Source organism: Bacteroides sp. AM41-16, from assembly GCF_003603495.1.
GTDB lineage: Bacteria > Bacteroidota > Bacteroidia > Bacteroidales > Bacteroidaceae > Bacteroides > Bacteroides uniformis.
The window spans coordinates 79,625-92,764 of sequence record NZ_QTNE01000017.1 but is presented as its reverse complement, the minus strand read 5'-3'; the positions used below and the strand labels follow the sequence as shown (position 1 = coordinate 92,764).

Genomic DNA, 13,140 nt, shown 5'->3' with positions numbered 1-13,140 from the left:
TGCCTAAACTAAAGCATTTCGATGGAAAATACTGAATACGCACAATGGTATGTCATGCGTGATTTGAAACGGTGCAATGCTAAAAAGCCGGCATACAAACAATTGCAAGAAGCGGGTGTAAAGGTATTTGTCCCCTTGAAGTGGCAAATCATTTTGCAAAAGGGTAAAAAGGTACGTGAGAAAGTTCCGGTCATTCAAGATTTGCTCTTTGTTTATGATTCCCGTCGGCATTTGGACTCCATTGTGGAAAGAACCAAAACGCTTCAATACCGTTGGTTGCGGAATACGTTCCGGGAACCTATGACTGTGTCTGATTTGGAAATGGACAGATTCATACAAGCCGTCAGCAGTTCCGATTCACCCAAATATTATTTGCCGGAAGAGATAACCCCTCAGATGTGCGGACGTAAAATTCGGATTATCGGAGGCTCTCTCAATGGATATGAGGGCTGTTTGCTTAAAATACGAGGCAGCAAGATAAAACGCTTGCTTGTCGAATTAAAGGGTTATCTCGCTGTTGCGGTGGAGGTTCTTCCTGAATATATTCAATTTGTCTGATACGATATTTATGACTGTTGTTTCGAATGTAATGGACAATCCCAGTGCCTTTTGGGTTGTCAATTCCTTATTTGTATTCGCCTTGAGCGTATTTTGTGCCGGCGTCTTGATTTCACAAATCTTGTTGATATCATTTCGTAAGCGTCTGTTTGATGTGCCTGATGAACGGAAGATCCATCAGGGGGTAGTACCCCGTTTAGGAGGGATAGCCTTCAAACCGGTTGTCTTTTTCTCGGTGGCACTTGCTTTGGGACTCAATATGTTGTTGGGGTACGGTCAGCTTCTTGGTAATATCGGCAGTGAAAGCCGCCCGTTGGCATTCGGCTTCTGTACCATTATGATGCTTTATCTGGTTGGGATGGCTGATGACCTGATTGGTATCCGTTACCGTGCCAAGTTCGCCATACAGATTATTTGCGGATTACTGGTCATTGCAGGCGGGCTGTGGATCAATAACCTGCACGGTTTGCTGTTTATTCACGCTCTTCCTGAATGGATTGGATACCCCATTACCTTATTCGCCGTGGTATTTATTATCAATGCCATCAATCTGATAGATGGGATAGACGGATTGGCTTCCGGATTGTGTGGAGTAGCTATGCTTTTTTATGGTTTGGTGTTTTTTATAATAGGTGAATACATTTATGCCCTGCTCGCTTTTGCGACACTTGGAGTGCTCGTCCCCTTTTTCTATTATAACGTATTTGGAGATCCTGCCAAAAAGAACAAAATATTCATGGGTGATACCGGCAGCTTGACGATTGGTATGATGACTTGCATTTTAAGTCTGAAACTGCTTGACGGGTTTCCGGTAAATCACTCTATGCAACAGCCTAATGCTTTCTTTTTAGCCTATTCACCGCTTATCATTCCCTGTTTTGATGTGGTACGGGTTTATTTGCACCGTGTGCGAAACGGAAAGAATCCCTTTTTGCCAGATAAGAACCATATCCATCACAAAATGCTTGCTGTTGGCATGAGACAGCGTACAGTTATGATTGCCATTGTACTGGTATCTGTCTGTTTTACACTGTGCAATATTCTGCTTTCACGTTATATAAATGTAACCTTGCTTTTAATACTGGACATCTTTATATGGATCTTGGGTAATCTATGGTTAACCCGTAGAATCCATATAGCTCATTCGAAACTATAGTTTTATATCAATATGAATTTTTGCAAAAATTTAATTGGGGCAATATTACTCCTGTTTTTAGGAGCTTGCTCAACTTCAAAAGAAGTCACTTATTTTCAAGATTTACGTCCGGGCGAAAGCGAATTGGCGCTTACTGCTCCGGTAGAGATTAAGATTCAACCGAAAGACAAATTGTCTATTTTAGTCAACAGCCAGGATTTGCGCCTGACCAACCTGTTTAACTTGCCGATTGTTTCTCAACAGATCGGCATGGAGGGCTCTTCCGGTTCTAATCGTGGTGTGTCCGGTTATACGGTAGATTCCAAAGGGAACATTGACTTTCCCGTATTGGGAGAAATTCACATAGCCGGTATGACCCGTGAAGAGGTGGCTGCCTATATTAAGAAAGAGCTACAGTCGCATGATTTGATTAAAGACCCTGTCGTTACGGTGGAATATATGAATCTCAGCGTAGCCGTAATGGGTGAAGTGAACAATCCCGGCCGTTTTAGTATCGACAAGGATAACCTTACAATCCTGGATGCCTTAAGCCAAGCGGGAGACCTCACTATTTACGGAAAGAGAGAAAAGGTATTAGTATTACGTAAAGAAGAAGGAAAACAGCGGGTTTATGGTGTCAATCTCTGTTCGGCTGAGCATCTTTATACTTCACCTGCCTATTATCTGCAACAGAATGATGTGGTATATGTGGAGCCTAATGCCACCAAAGCCCGTCAGTCTACCGTAAACGGGAACAATGTGCGCAGCACCTCTTTCTGGATTTCCCTGGCTTCTTTATTGACCTCCATCGCTGTACTTATCGCTAAATAAAAAAGAGAAATGGCTACTATTCAGAATAAATCAACAGTACAAAATACGCAGGATTTCATTACCATACAGGATTTGTTTTACCTCTGTCTCGACAAATGGCACTGGTTTGCCATTTCATTGGCCTTATGTTTGGGGGTTGCGACCTTTTATCTGTTGAGAACCCCATCGGTATATGTCAGAACTGCCTCTATTTTGATTAAGGACGATTCCAAAGGGAAATCTTCTTCTACGGATATGGAGTCTTTTTCCGATCTGGGACTGTTTACGACCAACACCAATGTCTATAACGAGATGGGAACTTTGAAGTCTCCCGACATCATGCGTGAAGTGGTGTCTCGATTGCATTTGGAAATGAATTATCAGACAGACGGACGTTTTCATAAACAGACTGTGTATGGAAACCAACTTCCTGTCCAGGTGGTGATTCCTAATCTTTCCGAGAATGAATCCGCAACTTTCGAACTGCATCTGGCAAAGGATGGTGCAGTGGAATTATCCTCTTTTACACGGAATGGAACAGAAATAGAAAATGATGGTTTTGTGAAAGGCAATTTGAATGACAGTATTCAAAGCCCCCTAGGCCCTATTGTCGTTATTCCATCGGCTGCTTATTCAGATAAAACGGTAAGCACAATTTATGTAACCCGCCAGTCTTTGTCTGCGGCATCAGCTGGCTGTTCAGCTCGCTTGAATATATCCCAGAACGATGAGAAGTCCAATATCATCACGTTGTCTTTTCAGGATGTGTCCACCCAACGGGCGGAAGATGTGCTCAATACCCTTATATCCGTTTACAATGAGAACTGGGTAAGGGACAAGAATCAGATAGCGGTCAGTACCTCCATGTTCATCAATGAGCGTTTGGGTGTGATAGAGGGTGAGCTTGGCAATGTGGATGATGATATATCTTCTTTCAAAAGTGAGCATTTGCTGCCGGATGTACAGGCGGCGGCAAATATGTATATGACTCAAGCCAATGAAGCCAATGCCGCAATTCGTGAATTGAACAACCAGGCATATATGGCCCGATACATAAAGAACTATTTGACCAATGAAAACAATAAACATCAGTTACTCCCTGCCAATTCCGGCATTGAAAATGCAAGCCTTGCCACACAACTGAATGAATATAATACCAAGTTATTGGAGCGCAATAGCTTGGTGTCTCACAGTAGTGCCAAGAACCCCTTAGTCAGGGAAATGGACAAGTCGTTGGATGATATGCGAAGCGCTTTGATCACTTCCATTGACAACCAAATGGTAGCTTTGCGTGCACAAATCAGAAGTTTGGAGGCCATTGGGGGACAGGCAACTTCGCAGATTGCCTCCAACCCGAAGCAGTCCAAATACCTGCTTAGCGTGGAACGCCAACAAAAGGTGAAGGAGTCACTTTACCTATATCTGTTACAAAAACGTGAGGAGAACGAGCTTTCTCAGGCATTTACGGCCTACAATACCCGTATTATAACAAAACCTGGAGGAAGCATGATTCCTACCGCTCCCGTAAAGAAGAACATTTTCCTGGTGGCTTTTGCCTTGGGTATATTGATACCGGTAGTCATCATCTTCATTCGTGAGAACATGAATACCCGTGTTCGTGGAAGAAAGGACTTGGATGGCCTAAGTGTTCCCTTTATCGGAGAGATTCCTTTGTCTATACGTGGTAAGAAAAGAGTAAAATCATATGAGGCACATACCATTGTGGTTAAAGAAGGAAGCCGTGATATTATGAATGAGGCTTTTCGTGTCTTGCGTACCAATCTGGAATTCATGATTGGCAAAGATCAATCCTCCAATGTGATTGTAGTTACCTCGTTCAATCCGGGCAGTGGAAAATCGTTCTTGACCATGAACATAGCCATAAGTCTTGCCATCAAAAATAAAAAAGTATTGGTTATTGACGGCGACCTTCGCCATGCCTCTGCTTCAGCTTATATCCATTCGCCCAAAATTGGTTTGAGTAATTATTTAGGAGGACATATCGACAAACTTTCGGATATTATTGTTACGAACGAGCAGCACCCTTCATTCAGTTTCATCCCCGTCGGCACTATCCCCCCCAACCCGACCGAACTGTTGTTCGATGACCGTCTACAGAAAGCAATCCATACCTTAAAGCAGCAATATGATGTTGTATTGATAGACTGCCCGCCAGTTGAATTGGTGGCCGATACGCAAATCATAGAGAAACTGGCCGACCGTACCGTTTTTGTGGTACGTGCAGGCTTGCTGGAACGCAGCATGCTTCCGGAGTTGGAAAACATCTATCGAGAAAAGAAATACAAGAATATGTCTGTAATCCTCAATGGGACGGAAGGCTCTGGCGGACGTTATGGTTATCGTTACGGCTATCAGTATGGTTATGGAAGCGGTTCTTATTATGGAAACAATGACAGGTCCAAGTAATCATGTGGTTGTTTCATAAAACAACAGTCCTTTCTCGAAGTGGCTTACTCAAAGGTATGGTGGATTGCCATAGTCACCTGCTTCCCGGAGTAGACGACGGTGTACAATCTATGGAAGAGTCTCTGCAAATTTTGCGGGAAATGGAGCAACAAGGGATTCGTAGAGTATGGCTCACACCCCACATCATGGAAGACATCCCCAACGAGACCCTTGCGCTGCAGCGTAAGTTCCGGGAACTGTTGCAGCAGTACCGTGGCGCGGTGGAGCTGAAGCTTGCTGCGGAATATATGCTTGATAATCTTTTTGAAGAGCGATTGGAGAAAGAGGATTTGCTTCTTTTGGAAGAAGGAAAACGTTTTTTGTTGGTGGAGACCTCCTACTTCAACCCTCCGATGGATTTTTTGTCCGTTCTGCAACGCATTCAAAAGAAAGGTTATTATCCTTTGCTGGCACATCCGGAACGGTATGAATATATGCAGAAGGAAGACTATAATACTTTGAAAGAGGAACATATTTCGTTTCAGTTGAATCTGCCATCGCTGGCGGGTATGTACGGAAAGCGTGTGCAAGGGAAAGCGGAATGGATATTGAGAAATGGGATGTATGATAGAATGGGATGCGACACACATTCTTGTCATCGTTATCAGCAAATGCTTTTCTCTTCAATAAAACATAACCAGACAAAGCTCTTGGACGGGGTGAATGCTAATACATTATAATTCATGAAAAGAATTCCTAATTATATCGATTCCCATGATTTACCCAGTTTCAAGAAGATTCTCGGCGATGGTTCGGACTATGGCACTGTGGGAAGATAATTTTTTATGTAGAAGATTATGATAAATCAAGAAACTAAAACACGCATACAAAAATACTTTGACGAAGCGTGTAAGGAACTTCATATTGACAGTTCTTTGTACACCTTACGTTTTTGCATAGATGACGGCAGATTCCCTTCTGCATTTAACTCTGCAGAATGGGGTGGAAACACCTTGTATATTAATGAAGAATGGGTAGAACTATGCTTGCGAAGTGATTGCGAGTTTGATTTGAGATACATCCTCAGCCATGAAGCTCGTCATCTTTACCAACATCAAGTGATAGCAGATTTCAAGCAAAGAGGAAAATCAAGCGAACTTCCTGCTGTCATCAATCAATGGGAATATGAATTTCTGCACTATATCAGAAACGAGGGCGATGAAGATAGTATGGACAAGAATACAAACCAACAGGTTGAAATAGACGCTAATGCCTTTGCCAATTGTATGCTTATCAAAAATGGTTTGGGGGCAAGAATCAAATCTGGTCAAGAAAAAATCATGGAAAAGGCTATCAAGGCATTGGCGAAAAAGATGTGGAATATTAAAATTGCTTGATGCATACGTATGCTTCAAAATTAGTAGATAATATCACTAGTGTCTCTTAAAAAAATGCAAAACATCTCAATATGGCTCATTATGATGTAAAATCCAATTCCAACTGACCGTCATTTTTATAAAGAATGTCGTATTCAGCATAGCTAAATAAATCCTTGATATTGTCTTTCACAAGTATAGAACTACCAAGGTCCTCATTACTTCATAAATGTCCCTATTGAGTTTTAATACACTCTCAATAATGGCTACCAAACAATAAATAATGATAGCCACATATATTTGTATTCTGACTGTATTCTCAGAGTTTCCCCAAAAGGATTTTACTCGAAGATGCTGCTATCCAACTGGGTATGGACTTTGATACCAGACTTTGTGCTCCTGAATCGGGTTCAATCATCCAATGACAGGCACAAGTCTATTGCTGTTGAATCAAAAGCATAAAAAGTTCCGTTCAAATCGAACTCCTTGTCAATTCGCTTTTGTTGAGCCATGTTTACCATGTGATAGGCAAAAGCTTCAAAAAGAAGATAATCTCTTAGCATATCGCTCAAAATAGCGTTTTAGAAGGAATGAAGTCATTTGATTGAAAACATATTTCTTAATATTCATAGCTATTGCAATTTGGCTCAGTCCCTAAGATAGCTGATTCAAATGTGCGACAAGCATTTTTTGAAAATAAATATTGTAATTCAAATAATTAACGTATCTCTTTACAATTATTAAGAGACACTAGTGATTCTCATGAATATTTTTGAAATAGAAAGAAGTAAAAGAGACGCCGACTTTATAAAGCAGAATGGGGAACTGGAGTTGGAAGTTGCAGCCGACATTATCGAGACATACAAAGATGTCCCGTATGTTGGTTCTCTCCTTAAATTTGGGAAGGTTTTTATCAACGTCAAAGACTGGTGTTTTACGAAGAAACTGGCCAAATTTCTCATAGTGTCAGAAGACATTGACGATAAAATCAAGAATCAGTTCTATTCTAGCCTGAGTCAAGAAAATTATAAACACATCTCTGCATATTTGATTCACCTGCTTAGCACAGAAGAAAACAAGGCGATGATTATGGGCAGCATCTACAAGGCAAGATTAATGAATAGAATCAATAATAACGAGATGCTCAGGCTCTGTTCTGTCGTAGCCAAAGCATTCTTGCCTGACCTCAAAAGTCTTCCTGACTACTTGGAGGAGAATACAAACATTTCTATAGAAGCCCAATCAATCATTCATTAATCTTGGGCTTATAGATAATTTTCTCGGCGGTGAATGGACTAATCATAAAAGTTGCTGCTTGAATGGTACTGGAAAACTTTTCCATGACATATTGAGCGAGTCTGGTTGGCTGTAAAATAACTAATGTAAAAAAATAAGTAGATTAATTTTAACTTCCATATTGGTTATGATTGAAAAAATTCTGTCAATTCTTTTGGATGAAGACAAGGCTAAAGGAATCCATTATCTTTTTAGATACAGAAAGCATGTTGATTTCCTGAAAACAATATATACTAATTTTAAGTATTTCCCTATTTCTGATGCTTTAAAATTTCCTATTGTGATTGGCAAGAACACGGATATTAAACTGGGGTCAATAAAGTTTAACTGCCCTATAAAACCTTCTCTTGTCCGATTGGGAACACAGCCTATCCCTGTAATTGAGGATGGATTTTCAAGATTAGTTGTCAAAAATAGCGGAACAATCGAAATAGGTGGTCTTTTTATATGCCAAACGGGGGTAAAAATATTAATTAGAGAAGGTGCTGTTTTTTCGGTAGCTGATAAAGTGAAATTTGGCCATCTAAGTAAAGTCGTATGTTACAAGAAAATATCCATAGGAAATGATTTTAGAATGTCTTGGGAGTGCCAGATATTTGACACCGATTTTCATTTTGTCTATAATACAGAAAAAAACAAGTATTATCCCCGGTTAAAACCTGTTATTATCGGAAACGATGTATTTGTGGGTAATCGTTCTACAATCGGTAAAGGAACGATCTTACCAAATGGTTCGATTGTGTCATGTAACTCAAATGTTTCAGGTGACTTTTCTATAAATGGTGATAACATTCTCATTAAAGGGAATCCTGCTGTGTTCGTGAAAAACAATTTAATAATGGGTAATAGCTTTTATCCGGAAAAGGAAGAAATAGTCGCTCAAATGTTAAACGAATAATGATTCAAATAATCCATTCACAATGAGCAGCATCAAGAAAGATCTAGCCAAAAATACTATTTGGAATAGTGTAGAGCGCTTCTCTAATATGGGTATTCAACTATTGTGTACCTTTATTTTGGCAAGATATCTCACACCTTCTGACTATGGTATAATTGGTATGCTTGCAGTATTTAATGCCGTTGCAAATAGCTTTATAGATTCAGGCTTTGGTCTTTCTCTAATCAGAGAAAAAATGGTATCTCGAGAGGATTATTCTACAATACTTTATTTTAATGTTGTATTGTCTATGGTTTTTTACATAGCACTATACTTATGTTCGGGGTTAATCGCGGATTTTTATAATCAACCAATCCTTGTTGATCTGAGTAAGGTAGTGTTCCTAATGTTACCGTTTCAGGCTGTAGGACTTGTTCAGAATACTATATTGCAAAAAGAGCTAAAATTCAAAAAACTATGTATTATCTCTATATCATCATCTATAATTTCTGCAATTGTTGCTATTATTTTTGCATATATTTATGAGAATGTGTGGGCTTTAGCAATCCAAATGGTATTGAGTCAGTTCCTGCGATCGTTGTTTCTGTGGATATCAACAGATTTTGTACCTATATTAAAATTCTCAAAGGTCAGTTTTGCTAAATATTTTGCTTTTTCTAAGGATATTCTTATCTCTGGACTTATAGGAAATATTATTGGTAATATACAGTCCATTTTAATAGGGAAATATTATTCTGCTTCAGATTTAGGGTTTTACTCTCAAGCTGACAGAATAAAAACCATAGCCTCTACATCAACTACAGGGGTTATACAAAATGTAACATATCCAACATTAGCAAAAGTCTACAATGATGGAGGAGATTTAAAAGGAGCATATAAAAAAGTAATAATGATAACAATCCTTTTTGTCGGTTCTGTAATGTCGCTATTAATGGGTATATCCTCAGATTTGTTTGGAATATTGATGGGTTCTCAATGGCGTGAGGCCGGCGTGTATTTTTTGTTGTTAGGTATAAGTGGATTGCTCTTTCCACTGCATAGTGTTAATCTAAATATTTTACTTGTAAAAGGAGAGTCAAAAAAAATACTTTATCTGGAAATCAGCAGGAGATGCATTATGTTGATTATCGTATTCATTACAATACATTTCAACGTCTATCTATTTGCCGCAGGTTTATCTATATATTCTTTTCTACTTCTTTTCCTCAACCTTTCGGTATGTGGAAAGCCCATCGGTTATGGTATATGGAGTCAGTTAAGGGATGTTTCTCCTACTTTATTGAAACAGATTTTTGTAACTCTGCTTTGCCTTGTCGTTTCAAATTTTATGGAGGATATAAATATCTATTTTAGAGTAGTCGTTACATTGCTTTTGGGCTGTTCGCTTCTATTATTACTTTTTGTGAGAGACCCTTATTTTAAAATGGGTATAAAGCTGCTTCCAATAAAACGTAAGTAATTATGCTGGGATTGGTTGTATTATTAATTGCGCTCCTTCTGCATTTTACCGGTTATAGAAGATATAGCCTATTGCTGTTTGTATTCATGGCTTTGCGTTACATGAAAATTGTACCAATGGCAGTTATGGCCGTAAATGGTATTGATTTAGCTATTGTCTATATGATAATAGTAACTGTAAGTCAACGTATCCAAACGCTTGCTTTTACAGAAGATTCTAAATTGTTATTCTGTATCAGCCGACTCTCCCTTTTCCTAATTATATCTTTTGCAGTGGGAATGATATATTATGGTCTTACTCCTTTTCAATCCTTTATGGGATGCCGCCAATTGTGGCTGTTTCCGGCATATTTTTTTCTAAGAGACGTACCAAAAGATGATATCATTTGGCTTTTTAAGGCATTATATTATATTACTCTTATTCATGCATTGTTATACATAATACAGTGTTCAACAGGTTTGCCTGTATTAGGAGTGGCAACACCGGAGTATGATCGAATCACTCATACGCTTAGATATAACAATCATCCTGTTTACATGACCTTGTTTTTCTATCTGTCTTTATTATTTCCCAACTACATAGGAAAACAAATCTCCAAGTTTTCAGCAATAGTATTTGCTGCCGCAGTCTTTATTACAATGACAAGAACCATTATGGTGTTTGTTGTCTTATTTACATTTCTTGGAATATTTTTAAGTGGTAAAAAATCTACAATACTAAAGTTTTCAATAATTGGTGCTATTCTTTTTATCCCATTGTCAGATGCATTGCTATCAAGATTTGGTGAAAAAGCTGGTACAAAAGGTGATATTTTTGCATTTATTCATGGGCGGTTTATAGATTATGCACACACGGGTAAAGCGCATGATGATGTTGGGACATTAACATATCGTTTTGCTTGGGTTTATGAGAGGGCAGAATATATGTTGACAAACGGTATTGTTGAATCGGTTTTTGGATTGGGTTTCCTGCCTCCATCAGAACCGGAAGTCGCAAAACGGCTATATAATTTCAAAATAGGTCTTGTTGACCAGAACAAGATTATTAGTCCAACATTTACGCCGGACATAGGATATGGTAATATCATTGCGCAATATGGTTTTCTGGGTGCATTCTTTTTTATCTCTCTTTGGGTTAGGCTCGTAAAAATTCATTTTGAAAATAGAGAATATCACCCAATCACATTTTGCATGTATTTATATCTATTGACTCTATTCGCATTGAGTATCTCTGGACCAGGAATATCATATCAAGATATGCTTATACTACCATTTTTATCCTCTAATTTGGCACTAATGCCATCGACAAATGAAAAATCTATCAAAAATTATTAGTAGCAGCTATGATAATAATCCACATAGAATCTGGTCTGGGCAACCAGATGCTTTCCTATTGTGAATATCTTTCACTGAAATATGCCAATCCGAATCAGGAGTTTTTTATAGAAACGATAGTTTTTGAAATTCCTGAGTGTAACGAGGTCATTTGCCAATGGAACGGTTATGAACTTGAGAAGATTTTTGGTATCAAAGAACCAAAGAACATCAAGTCTCTCTTTTCGGACGACGAGTGGACTCAGATAATATCAGAAATTCGTGCAACAAAATTCTGGATTCACAACTGGAATTATCCCGTTGTATTCACGGAGGTTCTGAATCGTCATGGTCTTCAACTTGAAAATGTTCGTGGCGACTTTGATCCTAACCATAATATTATTACAGGTACGGAAGACCAGCATAAAACGTGGAAGGACAGACTCAGAGAGTCATATATTGGAAATACAGTAAAGCGCGTACTTCAGTCTCTCAACGAAGAGAAATACGCTTATGCAAACGATTCTCGTGACAAACTGTTCTGTCATACAGATAGCGATATTTTCACTGGCCAGTGGTTAAAATTTAGCAATCGTGGAAATGATATCCATTTGATTGAGGCTCAGATACGAGAGTCATTCAGGTTTCCCGAGATAGTAGATGAACAGAACCTACAGATGGTTGAATACCTCAAAACCGTCAATTCTGTAGCTATTCATGCTCGTAGAGGTGATGCACTTGGCGGGCTTGCATGGTGTTATAAGTATGGTTATTTCAAGCGTGCTGTAAAATACATCCGAAAGCATGTAGATAATCCGGAATTTGTATTCTTCACCAATCCAGGTAGCGTGGAATGGTGCAGAGATAACGCTAAGTTATTCGGCCTTGACATACGTAAGGACACCATCAAGTTTGTTGACTGGAATAAGGGCGAAGACAGTTTCCGTGATATGCAGCTTATGGCCATGTGCAAGCATAATATTATAGTTCCAAGTTCTTTTGGGTGGTGGGGTACTTTCTTCAACACCAATCCAAATAAGATCACTATTTCTCCTTCTATTACAATTAACACCACAAATCATTGTTAAGATATGGCTGATTCTCGCTTCGTGAAATTGTTATCCATCCCTAAATCAATTTACGTTTCTGTCAAACTATTGGGCTGGGGGGGGGTAAAATATGCTCTCAAACTTCCTATATTCGTAAGATATAACTGTGTACTTAATTGTCTTGATGGAAAGGTGATAGTTAAGAAAACTCCAATCACACCCAAAATGTTGAGCATAGGCTTTTCATCAACTGGTATATTTGACAAGAAGTATTCTCGAACAATATTAGAGATAGCTGGTTTAATAGAACTCGAAGGACCTGTATGTTTTGGACAAGGCACAAGACTTAGTGTAGGCAAAACAGGAACATTATCGCTTGGAGCAGGTTTTTCAAGTACTGCGGAAAGCACATTTGTATGTGTCAACAAAATGCACATGGGTGTTGGTACGGCTATTGGCTGGAGTGCAATGGTAATGGATACAGACTGGCATTCCGTTATGAATACAGAAACAGGAGAATTATATCAAGCCGCTGGCGAGGTCTATATTGGTGACTATTGTTGGATAGGAACTCGTAGTTTAGTTCTCAAGAATACATTGATACCAAATGGTTGTATTCTTGCTGCTAATTCAACTGCAAATAAAAAGTATAACACCCCCAATACGTTGTTAGCAGGTACTCCTGCTATTGAAAAGAAACATAATGTAATAAAGTCAACTAATGGAGACATCCAATTTATTGAAAAATGAAACGTTACGAGCATATTGACATTTCTAAGGGTATAGGTATCCTACTAGTCGTATTCTTTCACCTACCAGGTGTTAACAGATTAATATATT

Annotated in this window: 12 protein-coding genes; all 12 read left to right on the top strand. The window is 38.8% G+C overall.

Annotated features, from left to right (window positions below; translation table 11 throughout):
• The first annotated feature begins 21 nt into the window (after nucleotides 1-21).
• The 12 genes from DW896_RS14930 to DW896_RS14870 all read left to right on the top strand — a co-directional run bounded on the left by DW896_RS14930 (nucleotide 22) and on the right by DW896_RS14870 (nucleotide 13,050).
• A complete protein-coding gene (locus DW896_RS14930; RefSeq protein ID WP_098032668.1) occupies nucleotides 22-558 on the top strand; it encodes a UpxY family transcription antiterminator in 537 nt (178 codons plus the stop codon).
• Nucleotides 559-568: 10 nt separating this feature from the next.
• Nucleotides 569-1,714, top strand: a complete 1,146-nt coding sequence (locus tag DW896_RS14925) for an MraY family glycosyltransferase (RefSeq protein ID WP_098032669.1) — start codon at nucleotides 569-571, stop codon at nucleotides 1,712-1,714.
• A 12-nt stretch (nucleotides 1,715-1,726) separates the two neighbouring features.
• Nucleotides 1,727-2,524: a polysaccharide biosynthesis/export family protein gene (locus DW896_RS14920; protein WP_008777789.1), complete on the top strand. Its 798-nt coding sequence runs from the start codon at nucleotides 1,727-1,729 to the stop codon at nucleotides 2,522-2,524.
• A gap of 9 nt (nucleotides 2,525-2,533) precedes the next feature.
• Nucleotides 2,534-4,930, top strand: a complete 2,397-nt coding sequence (locus DW896_RS14915) for a polysaccharide biosynthesis tyrosine autokinase (RefSeq protein WP_119993478.1) — start codon at nucleotides 2,534-2,536, stop codon at nucleotides 4,928-4,930.
• Between the two features lie 2 nt (nucleotides 4,931-4,932).
• The gene (locus DW896_RS14910; protein ID WP_098032671.1) at nucleotides 4,933-5,649 is read left to right on the top strand and encodes a tyrosine-protein phosphatase; all 717 of its coding nucleotides are present in this window, start codon (nucleotides 4,933-4,935) and stop codon (nucleotides 5,647-5,649) included.
• 117 nt (nucleotides 5,650-5,766) lie between these two features.
• Nucleotides 5,767-6,306, top strand: coding sequence for a hypothetical protein (locus tag DW896_RS14905; RefSeq protein WP_008777786.1), 540 nt, complete (start codon nucleotides 5,767-5,769; stop codon nucleotides 6,304-6,306).
• A 741-nt stretch (nucleotides 6,307-7,047) separates the two neighbouring features.
• Nucleotides 7,048-7,542 carry a hypothetical protein gene (locus DW896_RS14895; protein ID WP_119993476.1) on the top strand — a complete coding sequence of 165 codons (495 nt, stop codon included), beginning with the start codon at nucleotides 7,048-7,050 and terminating at the stop codon, nucleotides 7,540-7,542.
• A 166-nt stretch (nucleotides 7,543-7,708) separates the two neighbouring features.
• Entirely contained in the window at nucleotides 7,709-8,479 is a 771-nt protein-coding gene (locus tag DW896_RS14890) for a hypothetical protein (RefSeq protein WP_098032673.1), read from the top strand.
• A gap of 22 nt (nucleotides 8,480-8,501) precedes the next feature.
• Complete coding sequence (locus tag DW896_RS14885; protein ID WP_119993474.1) at nucleotides 8,502-9,938, top strand: lipopolysaccharide biosynthesis protein; 1,437 nt, start codon at nucleotides 8,502-8,504, stop codon at nucleotides 9,936-9,938.
• A 2-nt stretch (nucleotides 9,939-9,940) separates the two neighbouring features.
• Nucleotides 9,941-11,272, top strand: coding sequence for a hypothetical protein (locus DW896_RS14880; protein ID WP_008777782.1), 1,332 nt, complete (start codon nucleotides 9,941-9,943; stop codon nucleotides 11,270-11,272).
• A gap of 8 nt (nucleotides 11,273-11,280) precedes the next feature.
• Entirely contained in the window at nucleotides 11,281-12,339 is a 1,059-nt protein-coding gene (locus DW896_RS14875) for an alpha-1,2-fucosyltransferase (RefSeq protein WP_243634829.1), read from the top strand.
• 3 nt (nucleotides 12,340-12,342) lie between these two features.
• On the top strand, nucleotides 12,343-13,050 hold the full coding sequence (locus tag DW896_RS14870; protein WP_008777780.1) for an acyltransferase: 708 nt from the start codon (nucleotides 12,343-12,345) through the stop codon (nucleotides 13,048-13,050).
• The last annotated feature ends 90 nt before the right edge of the window (nucleotides 13,051-13,140 follow it).